Source organism: Streptomyces sp. JNUCC 64 (assembly GCF_054484115.1).
Genome location: NZ_CM137015.1, coordinates 6,384,552 through 6,402,857, shown reverse-complemented (window position 1 = coordinate 6,402,857; position 18,306 = coordinate 6,384,552). Strand labels below are relative to the sequence as shown.

Below are 18,306 nucleotides of genomic sequence, written 5' to 3'. Positions count from 1 at the left end.
GGTGCGGTGCGTGTGGACGCGCCGTGGCGGTGCGGTGCGTGGAAAAGCCGGAAAGCGAGAGCCGGAAAGCGAGAAAGCGGGATGGCGGGAAAGCGGTGCGCGGGCCCGGACGGGCCCGCGCACCGCGCGGCACGGGCCGCTCAGCGAGCGGCGGACGCGGCGGTCAGAGGGCGAGCGCCTGCGCCCGGCGCTTCACCTCCGTGCCGCGGTTCTCGTTCAGGGCCTGGGCGGGGGTGCCCGGCAGGCTGGGGTCCGGGGTGAAGAGCCATTCCAGCATCTCCTCCACGGTGAACCCGTCGTCCCGCAGCAGGGTCAGGGTGCCGCTCAGGCCCCTGACCACCTTGTCCTCGTCGATGAAGGCCGCCGGAACGTGCAGCGCCCTGTTCTCGCCCCGGCGCACCGCGATCAGCTGCCCCTCCTTCACGAGCTGCCGGACACGGGTCACCTCCATGTCCAGCCGCTCGGCGATGTCGGGGAGGGTCAGCCAGTCGGGGACGAGAGCATCGATCTTCACGTCAATCTCAGTCACGCCCCCAAGCCTGCCACCTCCCTCCGACATCGGAGAAGGCGGCCCGCTGCCCATGCGGCCGACCGGCCCCGCCGCGCACCTCCCGGAGACGTCCGGGGCCTCTCCCGGACGCCCCCCGGACGGCTCAGCGCACGGCCGACTTGAGCGGCCGGGCGGGGTCGGCGAGGAGCTGCGGGTCCAGCGGCGCGCCCGACTCGATCAGCTTGCGGCCCTGCGCCAGGTCCCGGGGGCGGCCCACCGCGAGCAGCGCCACCAGCCGCTCCTCCCGCAGCCAGCACACCGACCAGGCGGCGTCGGCCGGGTCCCCGCGCCGGACGGTGGTGTCGGCGTGCGCGTGGTGGCCCGCGTACTGGACGAAGCGCCCGAACTGCTCGGACCAGAAGTACGGCACCGGGTCGTAGGGGCCGGGGGCGGCCCCGGTGATCCCGGCGGCGACCGTGCGGGGGCCCTGGAGGGCGTTGTCCCAGTGGTGCACCAGCAGGCGTTCGCCGTAGCGGGCGGAGGGGAAGGACGCGCAGTCCCCGACCGCGTAGACGTCCGGCGCGGAGGTCCGCAGCCGGTCGTCGGCGAGGACCTCCCGGTGGGCGCCGAGGGCGATGCCGGAGCCCGTGAGCCAGTCGGTCGCGGGGCGGGCGCCGATGCCGACGACGACCGCCCCGGCGGGCAGCCGGGTGCCGTCGGACAGCAGCACCGCGCCGGGCTCCACCCGGTCGACCCGGGCCCCGGTGCGCAGGGTGGCCCCCGCCTGGGCGTACCAGTCGGCCATGGGCGCGGCGACCTCGGCGGGCAGGGCGCCGGGCAGGGGCCGGTCGGCGGCCTCCACCACGGTCACCGCGCAGCCCGCCTCCCGCGCGGCGGTGGTGAACTCGGCGCCGATCCAGCCCGCGCCGACGACCACCACGTCGTGCTGGGCGGCGAGGACCGGGCGCAGCCGCTCGGCGTCGTCCAGGGTGCGCAGCAGATGCGTTCCGGGGACCCCGTCGGCGCCGGGCAGTCGCAGGGGCTCCGCGCCGGTCGCGATCACCAGGGTGTCGTAGCGGACGGGTCCCGCCCCGGTGTCGAGGAGGTGTTCGTCCGGGCGGACCCCGGTGACCTCCACGCCGAGCCGCAGATCGACGCCGAGGCCCTGGAAGTCCACGTCGAAGGCGGAGTCCTCGGCCTTGCCCAGGAGGACGGCCTTGGAGAGCGGGGGCCGGTCGTAGGGCTGGTGGGGTTCGGCGCCGATGAGGACCACCGGTCCGGCGTACCCCTGTTCGCGCAGGGCCACGGCGGTCTGCACCCCGGCCATCCCCGCGCCCGCGATGACGACCCCCGCCCGGTCCGTCCCCCCGGGTCCGTCCGGGTCCGCCGGTCCTGCCGTCCGGTCCGCCCCGGGTGCGTTCACCTCGGTCACCTCGTCACCTCATCGCCCTCGTCGGCTCGTGGCCCTCACCGTCATCGTCCGTCACCGCCGTGGCCGTCTCGGTCGCCGTCCTCGTCGGTGGCGGGCGGTCCCGCGCCGTCACGATAGACAACCCGGGCGCTCCGGCGCCGGGTCAGCCCCCGGCGGGGCGGACGGACTCCTCCACCACGCTGGTGCCACGGCCCTCGGCGGACTCCCACTCCCACGTCTCCACCAGGCGGATCCGTCCGTCCGGCAGCACCAGCGCCTCGGAAAGACAGTGTCCGGACGCGGTGGTGCCGTCGGTGCGCAGTTGGACGTACCGGAAGTCGAGCCGGTCGCCCGCGCGGGTGCCGACGAGGTGGCCGCGCACCACGTCGCCGCCCGCGTAGTCGGCCCACACCACGCCGTCCCGCTCGTGGTAGGCGAACCGGGTCAGGGTGCCGACCTGGCCGCTCGCCTGGTCCGCGACGGGCACCAGGACCCGGCCGTCGAGCGAGGGCACCGGGGCGGGGGACGGAACGGGACGGGACGGCTGTTCGGGCACGGGACGGCTCCCTCTACTGGCGTGCGGGACGGCGGGTTAGGGTGGCCAACGTAACTCGCGGGAGCCCGGACGCACCGGGCTGAGAGGGAGGCTGACCGGCCTCCGACCGTACGAACCTGATCCGGGTCATGCCGGCGAAGGGAGGAGCGGGAAACCCATGTCTCGTACAGCCGACGTGCTGGTCGTGGGCGGCGGGATCATCGGTCTGGTGACCGCCTGGCGGGCCGCCGGACGGGGGCTCACCACGATGGTGGCCGATCCCTCGCCGGGCGGGGGCGCGGCCCGGGTCGCGGCCGGGATGCTCGCCGCGGTCACCGAACTGCATCCCGGCGAGGAGGACCTCCTCGCCCTCAACACCGCCTCCGCACGGGCCTATCCGGCGTTCGTGGCGGAACTCTCCGAACTCACCGGCGCGGACCTCGGCTACCGGCGCTGCGGCACCCTCGCCGTGGCCCTCGACGCCGACGACCGCGCCGAACTGCGGGAGCTGCACGCGCTCCAGACCGCCGCGGGGCTGACCTCGCAGTGGCTCAGCGGCCGGGAGTGCCGCCGTCTGGAACCAATGCTGGCGCCGGGCGTGCGCGGCGGTCTGCGGGTGGACGACGACCACCAGATCGACCCCCGGCGGCTGACCGCCGCGCTGCTCACCGCCTGCGCCCGGACCGGGGTGGTGTTCCACCGGCAGCGCGCCGACCGGCTGCTGGTGGAGCACGGGCGGGCGGCGGGCGCGGTCCTCGCGGACGGCACCCGGCTCTCCGCCGGACGGGTCGTCCTCGCGGGCGGCAGCCTCAGCGGACGGCTCGCCGGGGTGCCCGAGGAGGCGCTGCCGCCGGTACGGCCCGTCAAGGGGCAGGTGCTGCGGCTGACCGTGCCCCCCGGGCGGCGGCCGTTCCTCAGCCGGACCGTCCGGGCCGTGGTGCGGGGCGGCCAGCTGTACCTGGTGCCGCGCGAGGACGGGGAGCTGGTCGTCGGCGCCACCAGCGAGGAGCTGGGCTGGGACACCACGGTCACCGCGGGCGGGGTCTACGAGCTGCTGCGGGACGCGCACGAGCTGGTGCCCGGGATCACCGAACTCCCGCTCACCGAGACCCTCGCCGGGCTGCGGCCCGGCTCCCCCGACAACGCGCCCCTGCTCGGCCCGACCGCGCTGGACGGGCTGCTGCTGGCCACCGGCCACTACCGCAACGGCGTGCTGCTGACGCCGGTGACCGGGGACGTGATGGCCCACACCCTGGTGCACGGCGAGCCGCCGGACGCCGCCCGCCCCTTCTCCCCCCTCCGGTTCGCCCGCCTCCCCCAGGAGCAGCCCGCATGACCGCGTCACCCGCCCCCGGGTCCGTCCCGCTGCGCGTCACCCTCAACGGAGAGCACCGGGACGTACCGCCCGGCACCACCCTCGGCGATCTGGTCGCCCTGCTCACGGCCGCGCCCGGCGGGGTCGCCGCCGCCCTCAACGAGACCGTCGTCCCGCGTTCGGGATGGCCACTGGCCGTGCTCGCGGACGGCGACCGGGTCGAGGTCCTCACCGCGGTCCAGGGGGGCTGAGCGATGGCCGACGACCCCTTCGTCCTAGGCGGCCGGAGCTACGGCTCCCGGCTGATCATGGGCACCGGCGGCGCCCCCAGCCTGGATGTGCTGGAACGGTCGCTGGTGGCCTCCGGCACCCAGCTGACCACCGTGGCGATGCGCCGGGTGAACCCGGCCACCGCCGGATCGGTGCTCTCCGTGCTGGAGCGGCTGGGCGTCCAGGTGCTGCCCAACACCGCGGGCTGCTTCACCGCCGGGGAGGCGGTGCTCACCGCGCGGCTGGCCCGGGAGGCGCTCGGCACCGCGCTGGTGAAGCTGGAGGTCATCGCGGACGAGCGGACCCTGCTGCCCGACCCCGTGGAACTGCTGGACGCCGCCGAGATCCTGGTCGACGACGGCTTCACCGTGCTGCCCTACACCAACGACGACCCGGTGCTTGCCCGCAAGCTGGAGGACGTGGGGTGCGCGGCGGTGATGCCGCTGGGCTCGCCCATCGGCTCCGGGCTGGGCATCCGCAACCCGCACAACTTCGAGCTGATCGTGGCGAACGCGGGGGTGCCGGTGATCCTCGACGCGGGCGCCGGGACCGCGTCGGACGCGGCGCTCGCGATGGAGCTGGGGTGCGCCGGGGTGATGCTGGCCTCGGCGGTGACCCGGGCCCGGGTGCCGGTGCTGATGGCGGAGGCCATGCGGCACGCGGTGGAGGGCGGACGGCTCGCGTACCGGGCCGGGCGCATCCCCCGGCGGTTCTTCGCGGAGCCGAGCTCACCGGTCACCGGCCGGGCCCGGCTGGACCCGGAGCGGCCCGCGTTCTGACCCGGCCGCGCATCCCCCGCCCACCGGGTGCCGTCCGGCGCCGTCCCCGTTCTCCGGCGCCGTCCGACGCCCTGCGGTGCCGCCCGACGCGGGCCCGCCGACGCCGGGTGCCGCCGGGCAGTGTCCCTCCGGCGCCCTCCCGCGCTCCGGTCGGCTCGGGACGGCGACCGCGCTACGGGGGCGGAGAGGCGGACGGCGACCGCGCGACGGCGAGGGCCGAGAGCCACGGCGGGCCCGAAGGCCACGGAGCGGCGGCGGGCGGGCCAGGCGCGGCGGTGACGGGGGGCGCGGGCAGGCGGACAGTGGGGGCGCCCGGTACGGGGCCGGGGCGCAGTACGGCCGGGCGCCCGGTACGGGGCCGGGGCGCAGTACGGCCGGGCGCTCGGTACGGGCCGGGCGCGCGGGCGGCGGCCCGGCGCGTTCCGGGTTTCCCGGCTCTTAGACTGCCTCCGTGGACACTTCGCCTCAGGACCCGCTGCTCGGGCAACTGCTGGACGCCCGCTACCGGGTGGACGCGAGGATCGCGACGGGCGGGATGGCGACGGTGTACCGCGCCGTGGACGTCCGTCTCGACCGCGTCGTCGCCCTGAAGGTCATGCACCCCGCGCTGGCGGTGGACGCCAGCTTCGTGGAGCGGTTCATCCGCGAGGCGAAGTCGGTGGCGCGGCTCTCCCACCCGAACGTGGTCGGCGTCTTCGACCAGGGCGCCCAGGGCGCGTACGTGTACCTGGCGATGGAGTACGTGCCCGGGTGCACCCTGCGCGACGTGCTGCGCGAGCGGGCGGCCCTGTGTCCGCGCGCCGCCCTGGACGTCCTGGAGCCGGTCCTGGCGGCCCTCGGCGCGGCGCACCGGGCGGGCCTCGTCCACCGGGACGTGAAGCCCGAGAACGTCCTGATAGGGGACGACGGCCGGGTCAAGGTCGCCGACTTCGGCCTGGTCCGCGCGGTCGACGCGGGCACCGGCTCGACGGGGACCCTGCTGGGCACCCTGGCCTACCTGGCGCCGGAGCAGCTGGACGAGGGCGCGGCACCCGGGCCGGAGGGGCCGGGCACCCCGGTGGACGTGTACGCCTGCGGGATCGTCCTCTACGAGATGCTGACCGGTCGCAAGCCGCACGGCGGCGACTCGGCCGCGCGGATCGTCTTCCAGCACGTGCACGAGGACGTCCCGGCCCCCTCGGCCCTGGTCCCCGGGCTGCCCGCCGCCCTCGACGACCTGGTGGCCTCGGCGACCGCCCGGGACCCCCGGCTGCGTCCGGCCGACGCGGTGGCGCTGCTGGCGGCGGCGCGGGAGGCCCGGGCGTCCCTGACCCCGGAGCAGCTCGACGCCGTCCCGCCGGGGGCCCGCTCGGGGGAGCACGACACCGCCGAGGACCGCACCAGTGTGATCCCCCGCTCCCCGGACGTGCCGCGACCGGCGGCGGTGCGCGGGGGCGCCCCCGACGGCGCGGACGGGACGGACGACGGCGTGCAGCGCACCGCGCTCCTCGTCCGTCCCGTCCCGGGCGCCGGTCACGCCCGCTCCGGGCGTCCCGGCCGCCCCGGTCTCCGGGAGGCCCTGCGGCGGGCGCCGCGCGGCGCGGTGGCCGGGGTCGGGGCGCTGCTGCTGGTCCTGCTGGTGGGGGTGGGGGTCTGGTACATCAACTCCGGACAGTTCACCCGGGTCCCGGCGCTGCTCACCCAGACCGAGGCGGACGCCCGGGAACGGCTCACCGACGCGGGACTGGACGTCGGTGAGGTCCGGCGCGCGTACAGCGACACCGACCGGCGGGGCACGGTGATCGCCACCGAACCGGCGGCCGGGGAGCGGGTGCGCGGCAACGGGAGCGTCGGCCTCACGGTGTCGCTGGGCCCGGAGACGGTCCGGGTGCCCGACGTCACCGACCGGACGCTGGCGGTGGCCCGTCAGGAGATCAAGGCCGCCGGGCTGAAGCCGGGCATGGTCACCGACGCGTTCGACGCGGACGTCCGGCAGGGCGAGGTGATCTCCACCGACCCGGCCGCGGGCACCGCGCGGCGGGCCGGTTCGGCGGTCGCGGTCGTGGTGAGCCGGGGCGCCCCGGTCGAGGTCCCGGACCTCGCCGGGAAGAGCCCGGCCGAGGCCCGGAAGGCGCTGGCGGACCTCGGGCTGGAGGCCGAGGTGTCGTCGGAGCGGGTCAAGGCGAAGGTCCCGGCCGGGGACGTGGCCCGGCACTTCCCCCGGGAGGGGCAGCAGGCCGCCGAGGGCGACACCGTCACCCTGACGCTCTCGGACGGCCCGGAGATGATCGAGGTCCCGGACGTGGTCGGGGACTCGGTGGACGACGCGCGCCAGACGCTGGAGGCGGCCGGGTTCACGGTGGAGGAGGACCGGGGCATCCTCGGGCTCTTCGGGGACACCGTGCGCGGACAGTCGGTGGACGCCGGGGATAAGGCTCCCGAGGGCTCGGAGATCACCCTGAGCATCCGCTGAGGGCAGGGGTTCCGAGGCTCGGGGCGGCCCAGCGGCCCAGCGGCCCAGCGGCCCAGCGGCCCAGCGGCCCAGCGGCCCAGCGGCCCAGCGGCCCAGCGGCCCAGCGGCCCAGCGGCCCAGCGGCCCAGCGGCGGGACGGTACCAGGGGCCGCCCGGTTCCCGGAACCACTCGGGTCCGGGGGGCTCGCGGACTCCCCCAGCCGTCGCCGGGACGGTACCGGGGCTGGCACCGGCACCGGGGCGAGGACCGGGGGCACGCGGATCCCGAGGGGCCAGGGCCCCGACCCGTACCGGTCCCGGGCCCGTACGGATCCCGGGCAGTACGGGTGCCGAGGCCGTACGGGTCGCGGGCCCGTACGGACCGCCTCTTGCCGCCGGTACCGGACGGGCACCCGGCGCGGGGCGCCCCCGGTCGCGTGCCACCCTGGCGGGGTGACAGTCACCCACCTCCGCAACCCCGTCGGCGGCCATGTCCCGGTCGCGGGCGGACTCGCCTCCACCGGTCTGGCGTACGCCCGTGAGATGGGCGCCGAGACCGTGCAGGTCTTCGTCGCCAACCCGCGCGGCTGGGCCACTCCGCCCGGCGACCCCCGTCAGGACGAGGCGTTCCGCGCGGCCTGCGCCGACGAGGGCCTGCCCGCGTACGTCCACGCCCCCTACCTGATCAACTTCGGTTCGCACACCCGGGAGACCGCCGAGCGGTCGGTGGAGTCGATGCGGCACTCCCTGCGCCGGGCCCGGGCGATCGGGGCGCTGGGGGTGGTCGTCCACACCGGGTCGGCGACCGGCGGACGGGAGCGGGCGGTGGCGCTGGCGCAGGTCCGGGAGCTGGTGCTGCCGCTGCTGGACGAGCTGACCCACGACGACGACCCCTGGCTGCTGCTGGAGTCGACGGCCGGACAGGGCTCCTCGCTCTGCTCGCGCGCGGAGGACTTCGGTCCGTACTTCGCGGCGCTGGACTCCCACCCCCGGCTGGGGATCTGCCTGGACACCTGTCACGTCTTCGCGGCGGGGCACGACCTGGCGGCGCCGGACGGGGTGGAGCGGACCCTCGACGCCCTGGTGGCCACGGTCGGACCGGGGCGGCTGCGGCTGATCCACGCCAACGACTCCCAGGAGGGCGCGGGCTCCCGCCGGGACCGGCACGCCAACATCGGGGCGGGCCACATCGGCCAGGACGCCTTCCGCGCCCTGCTGGCCCATCCGGCGACCGAGGGCGTGCCCCTGGTCATCGAGACGCCCGGCGGCAAGAGCGGACACGCCGGTGACGTGGCGCTGCTGAAGAAGCTCAGGGACGGCTGAGCGCCGACCGCGCCCGGTGGCGGCCCCGGAAAAGGGTCAGGGCCTCTCCGGGGACGCCCGTCCTCCCCCGGGAGTCGCACCCGAACGGCTGGAAATCGCCTCCTGAAGCCCCCTGAGCGGCCCTCCGGGGGGCACCGCCCCGCTTTCCCGGCCGACCGGCCGACCGGAGGACCGGGAGACCGGGGCTCAGAGCTCGGGGCCCTCGCCGGGTTCCTCCTGGTAGGAGTAGCGCTGCTCGCGCCAGGGGTCGCCCACGTTGTGGTAGCCCCGCTCCTCCCAGAAGCCCCGGCGGTCGGCGGTCATGTACTCGACGCCACGGACCCATTTGGGCCCCTTCCAGGCGTACAGATGGGGCACCACGAACCGCAGCGGGAAGCCGTGCTCGGCGGTGAGCTGCTCGCCGTCCTTGTGGGTGGCGAAGATGGCGCGCTCGGCGGCGAAGTCGGAGAGCCGCATGTTGGAGCTGAAGCCGTACTCCGCCCAGACCATCACATGGGTGACGTCCGGCGCGGGCGGCGCCAGCTCCAGGAGGGTCCGGGCGGGGACCCCGCCCCACTCGGCGCCGAGCATGCTGAACTTGGTCACGCAGTGCAGATCGGCCACCACCGTGGAGTACGGCAGCGCCGTGAACTCCTCGTGGTTCCAGCACCGCTTGCCGCCGTCGGCGGTCGCCCCGAAGACCCGGAACTCCCAGCGCTCCGGACGGAACCGGGGCACCGGTCCGTAATGGGTGACCGGCCAGCCGCGCTGGAGCCGCTGTCCCGGCGGTAGCTGCGGCTGCTGCGGAGATTCGCGACCGACCGGATGACCCATGAGTCCATCCTGACAGACCGGGATAGGTGCTCATGACCCGGTCACCCCCGATCACGACAGAACATGCCATTCAACGGAAACTCAGGACAACTCCTACTAAGGAGGCACTTACTGGACGATCTCCAAAGCGCGGTGCGAGGATGCGGCCACCCGCACCGGTCCCGCGTGGAAAGGAGCCTTCACGATGCAGGGCGACCCCGAGGTCATCGAGTTCCTCAACGAGCAGCTCACCGGTGAGCTGACCGCGATCAACCAGTACTGGCTGCACTACCGCATCCAGGACAACAACGGCTGGACCAAGCTGGCGAACTACACGCGGGCCGAGTCCATCGACGAGATGAAGCACGCCGACAAGCTCACCGAGCGCATCCTCTTCCTGGACGCGCTGCCGAACTACCAGCGGCTGTTCCACGTCCGGGTGGGGCAGACGGTGACGGAGATGTTCCAGGCCGACCGGCAGATCGAGGTCGAGGCGATCGACCGGCTGCGGCGCGGCATCGAGGTGATGCGGACCAAGGGGGACGTCACCTCGGCACGGCTCTTCGAGGACATCCTGCAGGACGAAGAGCACCACATCGACTACCTCGACACCCAGCTGGAGCTGATCGAGCAGCTCGGCGAGGCGCTCTACCTGGCCCAGCAGATCGAGCAGCCGGAGGGCTGAGACCCCGCGCGCGGCGGCCGGGACGACACGGACGCGGCGCCGCGACGGTCAGGAGAAACGATCAGGCGGCGTCTTCGAGTCCGGCGACACGCCCGCCGGGGACGGCGCCGCCGATCTTCGTCAGCGCGGGTTCGCCCCGTTCGAGCAGCTCCCGGCGGGGGCAGGCGCCCCGGCCCAGCAGGGCCTGGATGCTGCGGACGCAGGAACCGCAGTCCGTGCCCGCCTTGGACGCCGAGGCGATCTGGCGCGGGGTGCAGGCCCCGTTCGCCGCGTGCTGTCGCACCTGGTCCTCGGTGACGCCGAAGCAGCTGCAGACGTACACGGCGGTCACCTCCCGGTGGGGTTCGCTCGGCCCGGCGCGGGCCGGTCACCCCCCGTCAACGGTGAGGCTTGCCTTACCTTACCCCTCCCCGGGGGTGGCGCAAAAGTGCCGTACAGCCCGATGGGGCGCGGATCACAGCATCCGCGCCCCATCGGGTACACATCGGGAAGATCAGCCGTTACCGGCGGTCATCACTGGTCGCGGTACATCTCCGCGACGAGGAAGGCCAGGTCCAGCGACTGGCTGCGGTTGAGCCGCGGGTCACAGGCCGTCTCGTAGCGCTGGTGCAGGTCGTCGACGAAGATCTCGTCGCCGCCGCCCACGCACTCCGTGACGTCGTCGCCGGTCAGCTCCACGTGGATGCCGCCCGGGTGGGTGCCCAGCGCCTTGTGCACCTCGAAGAAGCCCTTGACCTCGTCCAGGACGTCGTCGAAGCGACGGGTCTTGTGGCCCGAGGCGGCCTCGAAGGTGTTGCCGTGCATCGGGTCGGTGACCCAGGCGACGACCGCGCCGGAGGCGGTGACCTTCTCGACCAGGTTGGGCAGCTTGTCGCGGACCTTGTCGGCGCCCATCCGGACGACGAAGGTGAGCCGTCCGGGCTCGCGGTCCGGGTCCAGCCGGTCCACGTAGGCCAGCGCCTCGTCGACGGAGGTCGTCGGGCCCAGCTTGACGCCGATCGGGTTGCGGATGCGCGAGGCGAACTCGATGTGCGCGCCGTCGAGCTGCCGGGTGCGCTCACCGATCCAGACCATGTGGCCGGAGGTGTCGTAGAGGTGCCCGGTGCGGGAGTCGATCCGGGTGAGGGCGGCCTCGTAGTCGAGCAGCAGCGCCTCGTGGGAGGCGAAGAACTCGACGGTCTTGAACTCCTCCGGGTCCGTCCCGCACGCCCGCATGAAGTTGAGGGCGTTGTCGATCTCGCGGGCGAGCTGCTCGTAGCGCTGCCCGGACGGGGAGGACTTCACGAAGTCCTGGTTCCAGGCGTGCACCTGGCGCAGGTCCGCGTAGCCGCCGGTGGTGAAGGCCCGCACCAGGTTCAGCGTCGAGGCGGAGGCGTTGTACATCCGCTTCAGCCGCTGGGGGTCCGGCACCCGGTCCTTCTCGGTGAACGCGAAACCGTTCACCGAGTCGCCCCGGTAGGTCGGCAGGGTCACGCCGTCGCGGGTCTCGGTGGGCTTGGAGCGCGGCTTGGAGTACTGGCCGGCGATCCGGCCGACCTTCACCACCGGCACCGAGGCCGCGTAGGTGAGGACGGCGCCCATCTGGAGGAGCGTCTTCAGCTTGGCCCGGATCTGGTCGGCGCCCACGGCCTCGAAGGACTCGGCGCAGTCACCGCCCTGGAGCAGGAACGCCTCGCCCTTGGCGACCGCGCCCAGTCGGGCGCGCAGCTGGTCGCACTCCCCGGCGAACACCAGGGGGGGATAGCTTTCGAGGTCGGCGATCACATCGCGCAGAGCCTCGGCGTCCGGGTACTCGGGCTGCTGCGCCGCGGGCAGGTCGCGCCAGGTGGCCCCGGCGGCGGGCTGGGTTTCAGCGTTCACGGTCACCCCCACAACCTTACGGGTTCGCCCCGGGTGTCCATCCGTCCGCTCATCTTTTGAGACAGACATCGCACGGGGGCACGGCGTGGAAGGTCCGGCGGGGGGCGCGGGCGGCGGACGGCGGACGGTTTCGGGTGCCCGGCGGGCCGCGCGTCGGGTAGGGTGCCCGGCATGTTCGCGCATTCGACCCGTCACTGGTGGTGGACCGCTCATCCGGCGGCCCACTGACTGCGCGTACCCGAGACCACGCGAAGGCCGCCCGAGGGCGGCCTTCCGGCTTTTCCGGGGCCGTTCCTCACCACCCGCCGCCGGGCCGCCCGCCCGGCCGCCGCAGGGAAGGAACCGCTCCCCATGGACCTGAACCGACTGCTCGACCCCGACGGCCCCCCGTTCGCGCTGCTGCGCCGCCGCACCCCCGGGCGCGACCACGACACGGTGGAGGTGCTGACCGGGCCGGTCAGCCACCACGAACGGCTCGCGGACCTCCCCGACGGGCTGGCGCTCGTCCCGTTCCGGCAGATCCGGGAGCGCGGCTTCGACGTCCGCGACGACGGCACCCCGCTCTCGGTGCTCACCCCCGAGGAGCGCCACGAGCTGCCGCTGGCCGAGGCCCTGGCCGCGCTGGCCGCGCTCCCCGAGACGCCGACGCGCGTCACGGACGGCGGCTTCGACGTCGGCGACGAGGAGTACGCCGCGCTGGTCTCCCGGGTGCTGCGGGACGAGATCGGGCGGGGCGAGGGCGCCAACTTCGTGATCCGCCGCACCTACACCGGACGGATCGACGGCTTCGGACGGGCCGGTGCGCTGGAGCTGTTCCGGCGGCTGCTGGTCGGCGAGGAGGGCGCGTACTGGACGTTCGTGGTGCACACCGGGGAACGGACGCTGGTCGGCGCGAGCCCCGAGGTCCACGTGCGGATGAGCGGCGGCACCGTGGTGATGAACCCGATCAGCGGGACGTACCGCTACCCGCTGGACGGGCCCTCCCCCGAGGGGCTGCTCGGCTTCCTGGCCGACGCCAAGGAGCGCGAGGAGCTGTCCATGGTGGTGGACGAGGAACTCAAGATGATGTGCGCGGTCGGGGACCGGGGCGGGGTCGTCGTGGGCCCCCGGCTGCGGGAGATGGCGCATCTGGCGCACACCGAGTACGAGCTGCGGGGGCTCTCCTCGCTGGGGGTGCGCGAGGTGCTGCGGGAGACGATGTTCGCCGCCACCGTGACCGGCTCCCCGGTGCAGAACGCCTGCCGGGTGATCGAGCGCTACGAACCGGTCGGCCCGGACGGTGGCGGCCGGGGCTACTACGCGGGGGCACTGGCGCTGATCGGACGGGACGCGGGGGGCGCCCAGACGCTCGACTCCCCGATCCTCATCAGAACGGCGGACATCGCGCTGGACGGCACCCTGAAGGTTCCGGTCGGGGCGACCCTGGTGCGCGGTTCGGACCCGTACGGGGAGGTGGCGGAGACCCACGCCAAGGCGGCCGGGGTGCTCACCGCGCTCGGGGTGCGGCCGGGCCGGAAGCCGTCCGGGCCGGTGCGGACCGCGCTCGCCGACGACCCCCGGGTGCGGGAGGCGCTGGCCGGACGGCGGGCCTCGCTGGCGCCGTTCTGGCTGCGGATGCAGGAGCGCTCCGCCGAACTGGACGGCCATGCGCTGGTGGTGGACGGCGAGGACACGTTCACCGCGATGCTGGGGCATCTGCTGCGCTCCTCGGGGCTGGCGGTGACGGTGCGCCGCTACGACGAGCCGGGCCTGCGCGCCGCGGTCCTCGCCCATCCGGGACCGGTGGTCCTGGGACCGGGCCCCGGCGACCCCTCGGACGCGTCCGACCCGAAGATGCGGCTGCTGCGCCCGCTCGCCGCCGAACTCATCCGCTCCCACCCGTACGGGGTGCTCGGGGTCTGCCTCGGACACGAGCTGATCGCGGCGGAACTGGGCCTCGGCATCGTCCGCAAGGAGGTCCCGTACCAGGGGGCGCAGGCCGAGATCGACCTGTTCGGGCGGACCGAGACGGTCGGCTTCTACAACAGCTTCACGGCCCGCTGCGACGCGGACACCGCGCTGGAGCTGGCCGCGCACGGGGTGGAGGTCGCCCGGGACGGACGGGGCGAGGTGCACGCGCTGCGCGGGCCCGGGTTCGCGGGGGTGCAGTTCCACCCGGAGTCGGTGCTGACGCTGCGCGGGGCGTCGATCGTGCGGGAGCTGGCCGGTCAGCTCCTCGGGGAGGCCGGGACGAGGACGTTCTCGCTGCGGCGGCCCGCGAGGTAGTCCAGGACGTTGGCGGCGGTGGTGTCCACGATCTGGGTGACGGCGTCCACGGTGTAGTACGCCTGGTGGGAGGTCACCACCACGTTGGGGAAGGTGACGAGGCGGGCCAGGACGTCGTCCGGGACGGCTTCCAGCGACTTGTCGAGGAAGAACAGCCCGGCCTCCGCCTCGTACACGTCCAGCCCGACGCCGGTGAACCGGCCCGCCCGCAACTCCTCGACCAGGGCCTTGGTGTCGACCAGTCCGCCCCGGCTGGAGTTGACCAGGATCGCGTCGTCCCGCATGGACGCCAGCGCCGCCGCGTCCACCAGGTGGTGGGTCTCCGGCAGCAGCGGGACGTGCAGGCTGATCAGGTCCGCCTCGGCGAACAGCCGCTCCTTGGGGACGTACTCCATGCCGAGGGCGACACAGGCCGGGTTCTCCACCACGTCCCAGCCCAGCAGCCGGGTCCCGAAGCCGTGGGCGATCCGGGTGAACGCCTCGCCGATCTTCCCGGTGCCGATCACCCCGACGGTCCGGCCCCGCAGATCGCGGCCCATCAGTCCGTCGAGGCGGAAGTCGAAGTCCCGGGTGCGGTTGCTGGCCCGGACCAGTCGGCGGTTGACGGCCATGGCGAGGGTCCAGGCGAACTCCGCGACCGAGTAGGGGGAGTAGGAGGAGACCCGGGCCACGGTCATCCCGAGGCGCTCGGCCACCGGGAGGTCGATGTTGTTGAAGCCGGTGGAGCGCTGGGCGATCATCTGGGTGCCGCCCGCCGCGAGGGTCTGCAGGACCCGGTGGCCCAGCTCCGCGTTGACGCTGGTGGAGACGACCTCGTAGCCCGCCGCGATGGGGGCGGTGTCCTCGTTGAGGAAGACCTCCAGGCAGCGCACCTCGTGCGGGTCCGTGAAGGCGGCTTCGATCAGGGGCTTCTCATCGGCCTGGACGCCGAAGGCGAGGATCTCCACGGGTGCTCCACGGGGGTGGGCGGCGGGGCGGTGCGGGACACCCGGGAATATACGCGCAGGCGCCCGGCCGGGGCGGGGGGCGCGGCGGTCGGGCGGGCGCCCTTCGCCCGCCCGCCCGACCGTCCATCCGTCCGTCCGTCCGTCCGGGCCGTGGGCCGTCAGTCGTCGAGGCCGCGTTCTATCGCGTACCGGACGAGTTCCACCCGGTTGTGGAGCTGGAGCTTGCCGAGGGTGTTCTGCACGTGGTTCTGGACCGTCCGGTGGGAGATCACCAGGCGTTCCGCGATCTGCTTGTAGCTGAGGCCCTTGGCGACCAGCCGCAGCACCTCGGTCTCCCGGTCGGTGAGCCGGGGGGCGTCCGGTTCGCCGCCGTCCCGGGGGGCGGGTTCGGAGGCGAGGCGGCGGTACTCGCCGAGGACGAGTCCGGCGAGTCCGGGGGTGAACACCGCGTCCCCGGCTGCGGTGCGGCGGACGGCGTCCACGAGTTCGGCGGTGGAGGCCGACTTCACCAGATAGCCGGTGGCGCCGGACTTCACGGCCTCCAGGACGTCCGCGTGCTCACCGCTGGCGGAGAGCACCAGCACCCGCAGCGCGGGGTTGGCGGCGACGACCTCCTTGCAGACCTGGACGCCCGGCTTGGCGGGCAGGTTGAGGTCCAGGACGATCACGTCGGGCACGGCGGCCCGGGCCCGGCGCACCGCCTGCTCCCCGTCGCCCGCCGTGGCCACCACCGCGAACCCGGCCTCCGCGAGGTCCCGGGCGACGGCGTCGCGCCACATCGGGTGGTCGTCCACGACCATCACCCTGATCGACGGCCCCCCGGCCGAGTCCTGTGTCATCGTGCCTCCCTCCCCTGGGCGCCGTCGCGCGGAACCCTCAGTTCTACTTCGGTGCCCTGGCCCGGTACCGAGACCAGTTCGGCGGTGCCGCCGAGGTCCCGCAGCCGTCCCCGGATCGACTGGGCCACCCCGAGGCGGCCCTCCCCCGCGGCCCGTTCCAGTCTGCCCTCGGGGATGCCCGGGCCGTCGTCGCGGACCGTGACGATCACCTCGTCCGGTTCGTCCTCGACCAGGATCCAGGCCCGCGCGTCCCCGCCCGCGTGGCGCCGCACGTTGTCCAGCGCGGCGCCGACCGCCGCCGCGAGTTCCCGGGCGGTGGCGGACGGGAGCAGCACCGGGGCGCCCGGTTCGGAGAGGGTGACCCGGGAGCCCGCGTGGCCGCCGAGCAGCCGGAGCAGGTCGTCGGGGGCGGCGGGGTCACCGGGGGCCTCGGGGGCGGCGGGTCCGGCCGGTTCGTCGACGGCCCGGACGAAGGCGCCGTCGGCGGCGTCCTCGGAGGCGTGCGAGGGCCGGTTCAGCCCGGCCGTGACCAGGGCGCGCAGCGCGATCTCCTGCTCCCCGGCCATCCGGCCCAGCTCGGCGGCCTCCCCGCCCAGGGCGGTGCCGCGCCGCTGCACCATGGCGAGGACCTGGAGGACGCCGTCGTGGATGTCCCGGGCGAGGCGCTCCCGCTCCCGGGTGGCGGCCTCGATCTCCAGGGCGCGGGCCAGGGTGGCCTCCGAGGCCCGGGCCACCTCGACCACGTAGCCGATGGCGATGGACGCCACCCACACCAGGAGCACGTTGTGGACGACGTCCCGGCTCGGCTCGCCGCGCTGGACCAGGTTCGCCACGCCGACCAGCGCCGAGGTGACGGCGGCCCAGCGCCAGCCGCCCTTGAGCGCGAAGGCGAGGACGGAGCCCGCGGTCCATATCGACGGCAGGGTGGGCGCCGCCTCGATGCCGAGGTCGGAGCCCGCGGCGACCGGGGTGAGCAGCACCCCGGTGAGCGCGACGGCCAGGTCGGCGGCGAGGAACGGGCGGGTGCAGCGGGCGGCGCCGGAGACCTTGCCGAGGGTGGCGGCGGTCCAGCCGAGCAGCACCGCGTAGTAGGCGACGGCGACCTGGGGGCGGGCGTAGGAGTCGTGCATCGACGCGAACACGCCGACCGCGTAGAGCGCGGTGAGCACCCGGTAGCCGGTGAGGGCGCGCCACAGCGGCTGCTCGACCGACATCCGTGTCACGCGCCAGCGTCTGACCGTTCCGCCCACCGCTCCCCCAGCGTCCTCGTCCCGCCGTGCGGGCGTCCGCGCGGCCGGTGTCCCCCGTCGTCTACCGCTGACGGCTCCCGGGCCGTCCCCGGTTCCGCCTCACTTCGGGTCGGCGGGTTCCCCGGCTCCCCCGGACGGCGGGGCCGTCTCCGGGCCGGCGGGGCGCGCGGCGGCGGACCGTCCGGCCTTCGCGGCCTCCCGCTCCGCCTTCGCCTCCTCGGCGAGCTGCCGCTTGGCGGCGGTCGCGTAGACGTCGACGTACTCCTGGCCGGAGAGCTTCATGATCTCGTACATGACCTCGTCGGTCACCGCGCGCAGCACGAACCGGTCGTGGTCCATGCCGTGGTAGCGGGAGAAGTCGAGGGGCGCGCCGATCCGGATGCCGGGGCGCATCAGCTTGGGGACGACCTTGCCCGGGGGCTGGATCTTCTCCGTGTCGATCATGGCGACCGGGATGACCGGCGCGCCGGTGGCGAGCGCCACCCGGGCGAGGCCGCCCGGCTTGCCCCGGTAGAGGCGGCCGTCCGGGGAACGGGTGCCCTCCGGGTAGATCCCGAACAGCTCGCCGCGCCGCACCACCTCGATGCCGCTGCGGATCGCCGCCTCGCCCGCGCCGCGCGCGCCGGAGCGGTCCACCGGGAGCTGTCCGACGCCCTTGAAGAACGCGGCCGTCATCCGGCCCTTGACGCCGGGCGTGGTGAAGTACTCGGCCTTGGCGATGAAGGTGACCTTGCGGTCGAGGACCGCCGGGAGGAAGAAGGAGTCCGAGAACGACAGGTGGTTGCTCGCGAGGATGGCGGGACCCTCGGCGGGGATGTGCTCGATGCCCTCCACCCAGGGCCTGAAGGCGAGCTTCAGGGGCCCTCCGATGGAAAACTTCATCGCGCCGTAGATCACCGACTGCCTCCTGGTTTCTGTCAGACAGACCATAACCCGGCCGGTCGGGAACGGGTCCGACGGGCCCGTCGGGGGCCGGGGCCGTCGGGGGGCACCGGACGTGCGGGCGGTGAAGGCCCGGCATCGGACGGCGGACGCCGGTGTGACGACAGGCCGGGGGGCCGTCGCGTACGGTGAAGTACCCCTTCAGCGTCCCCCGAGCGACCCGTGTCACCCC

Annotated in this window: 18 protein-coding genes and 1 riboswitch; of the genes, 8 read left to right on the top strand and 10 right to left on the bottom strand. The window is 74.6% G+C overall.

Going from position 1 to position 18,306, the window contains the following annotated elements; genetic code table 11:
* Positions 1–163 precede the first annotated feature (163 nt).
* The 3 genes from ACVWNX_RS26380 to ACVWNX_RS26370 form a co-directional block, all read right to left on the bottom strand.
* Complete coding sequence (locus ACVWNX_RS26380; RefSeq protein ID WP_454410529.1) at positions 164–529, bottom strand: Rv2175c family DNA-binding protein; 366 nt, start codon at positions 527–529, stop codon at positions 164–166.
* Positions 530–653: 124 nt separating this feature from the next.
* Positions 654–1,817 (bottom strand): NAD(P)/FAD-dependent oxidoreductase, encoded by a 1,164-nt coding sequence (locus ACVWNX_RS26375; protein ID WP_454414945.1) that lies wholly within the window; start codon positions 1,815–1,817, stop codon positions 654–656.
* Positions 1,818–2,064: 247 nt separating this feature from the next.
* On the bottom strand, positions 2,065–2,457 hold the full coding sequence (locus tag ACVWNX_RS26370; protein WP_454410528.1) for a hypothetical protein: 393 nt from the start codon (positions 2,455–2,457) through the stop codon (positions 2,065–2,067).
* 47 nt (positions 2,458–2,504) lie between these two features.
* Positions 2,505–2,618: riboswitch (TPP riboswitch) on the top strand.
* Here ACVWNX_RS26370 and thiO point away from each other — a divergent pair.
* The 5 genes from thiO to ACVWNX_RS26345 all read left to right on the top strand — a co-directional run bounded on the left by thiO (position 2,615) and on the right by ACVWNX_RS26345 (position 8,554).
* Complete coding sequence (gene thiO, locus ACVWNX_RS26365) at positions 2,615–3,772, top strand: glycine oxidase ThiO (protein WP_454410526.1); 1,158 nt, start codon at positions 2,615–2,617, stop codon at positions 3,770–3,772. Its footprint overlaps the riboswitch before it by 4 nt.
* The gene (gene thiS / locus ACVWNX_RS26360) at positions 3,769–4,002 is read left to right on the top strand and encodes a sulfur carrier protein ThiS (protein ID WP_454410524.1); all 234 of its coding nucleotides are present in this window, start codon (positions 3,769–3,771) and stop codon (positions 4,000–4,002) included. The genes thiO and thiS overlap by 4 nt, the downstream gene beginning before the upstream one ends.
* A 3-nt stretch (positions 4,003–4,005) precedes the next feature.
* A complete protein-coding gene (locus ACVWNX_RS26355) occupies positions 4,006–4,800 on the top strand; it encodes a thiazole synthase (RefSeq protein WP_454410523.1) in 795 nt (264 codons plus the stop codon).
* Between the two features lie 451 nt (positions 4,801–5,251).
* Positions 5,252–7,252, top strand: a complete 2,001-nt coding sequence (pknB, locus tag ACVWNX_RS26350) for a Stk1 family PASTA domain-containing Ser/Thr kinase (RefSeq protein WP_454410522.1) — start codon at positions 5,252–5,254, stop codon at positions 7,250–7,252.
* A gap of 432 nt (positions 7,253–7,684) precedes the next feature.
* Positions 7,685–8,554: a deoxyribonuclease IV gene (locus tag ACVWNX_RS26345; RefSeq protein WP_454410520.1), complete on the top strand. Its 870-nt coding sequence runs from the start codon at positions 7,685–7,687 to the stop codon at positions 8,552–8,554.
* Positions 8,555–8,740: 186 nt separating this feature from the next.
* On the opposite strand, the gene ACVWNX_RS26340 is transcribed toward ACVWNX_RS26345, so the two are convergent.
* Entirely contained in the window at positions 8,741–9,367 is a 627-nt protein-coding gene (locus ACVWNX_RS26340) for a sulfite oxidase-like oxidoreductase (protein WP_454410518.1), read from the bottom strand.
* Between the two features lie 184 nt (positions 9,368–9,551).
* Here ACVWNX_RS26340 and bfr point away from each other — a divergent pair, with 184 nt between their 5' ends.
* On the top strand, positions 9,552–10,031 hold the full coding sequence (gene bfr, locus ACVWNX_RS26335; protein ID WP_454410516.1) for a bacterioferritin: 480 nt from the start codon (positions 9,552–9,554) through the stop codon (positions 10,029–10,031).
* A 61-nt stretch (positions 10,032–10,092) separates the two neighbouring features.
* Here bfr and ACVWNX_RS26330 read toward each other — a convergent pair whose 3' ends face one another.
* Positions 10,093–10,353: a (2Fe-2S)-binding protein gene (locus ACVWNX_RS26330; protein ID WP_454410515.1), complete on the bottom strand. Its 261-nt coding sequence runs from the start codon at positions 10,351–10,353 to the stop codon at positions 10,093–10,095.
* A 191-nt stretch (positions 10,354–10,544) separates the two neighbouring features.
* Positions 10,545–11,891 (bottom strand): class II 3-deoxy-7-phosphoheptulonate synthase, encoded by a 1,347-nt coding sequence (locus tag ACVWNX_RS26325; RefSeq protein WP_454410513.1) that lies wholly within the window; start codon positions 11,889–11,891, stop codon positions 10,545–10,547.
* A gap of 171 nt (positions 11,892–12,062) precedes the next feature.
* Here ACVWNX_RS26325 and ACVWNX_RS26320 point away from each other — a divergent pair, with 171 nt between their 5' ends.
* On the top strand, positions 12,063–12,119 hold the full coding sequence (locus ACVWNX_RS26320) for a trp operon leader peptide (protein WP_351242575.1): 57 nt from the start codon (positions 12,063–12,065) through the stop codon (positions 12,117–12,119).
* 123 nt (positions 12,120–12,242) lie between these two features.
* Positions 12,243–14,156, top strand: coding sequence for an anthranilate synthase family protein (locus ACVWNX_RS26315; protein ID WP_454410511.1), 1,914 nt, complete (start codon positions 12,243–12,245; stop codon positions 14,154–14,156).
* Here the strand turns inward: ACVWNX_RS26315 and ACVWNX_RS26310 are convergent.
* The 4 genes from ACVWNX_RS26310 to ACVWNX_RS26295 all read right to left on the bottom strand — a co-directional run bounded on the left by ACVWNX_RS26310 (position 14,099) and on the right by ACVWNX_RS26295 (position 18,086).
* Positions 14,099–15,103, bottom strand: a complete 1,005-nt coding sequence (locus tag ACVWNX_RS26310) for a 2-hydroxyacid dehydrogenase (RefSeq protein ID WP_454410509.1) — start codon at positions 15,101–15,103, stop codon at positions 14,099–14,101. The genes ACVWNX_RS26315 and ACVWNX_RS26310 overlap by 58 nt on opposite strands.
* A 158-nt stretch (positions 15,104–15,261) precedes the next feature.
* On the bottom strand, positions 15,262–15,942 hold the full coding sequence (locus ACVWNX_RS26305; RefSeq protein WP_454410507.1) for a response regulator: 681 nt from the start codon (positions 15,940–15,942) through the stop codon (positions 15,262–15,264).
* Entirely contained in the window at positions 15,939–17,156 is a 1,218-nt protein-coding gene (gene macS / locus ACVWNX_RS26300) for a MacS family sensor histidine kinase (protein ID WP_454414944.1), read from the bottom strand. Before macS ends, ACVWNX_RS26305 begins: the two co-directional genes overlap by 4 nt.
* Positions 17,157–17,291: 135 nt before the next feature.
* Positions 17,292–18,086: a lysophospholipid acyltransferase family protein gene (locus ACVWNX_RS26295; RefSeq protein WP_454414943.1), complete on the bottom strand. Its 795-nt coding sequence runs from the start codon at positions 18,084–18,086 to the stop codon at positions 17,292–17,294.
* Positions 18,087–18,306 lie beyond the last annotated feature (220 nt).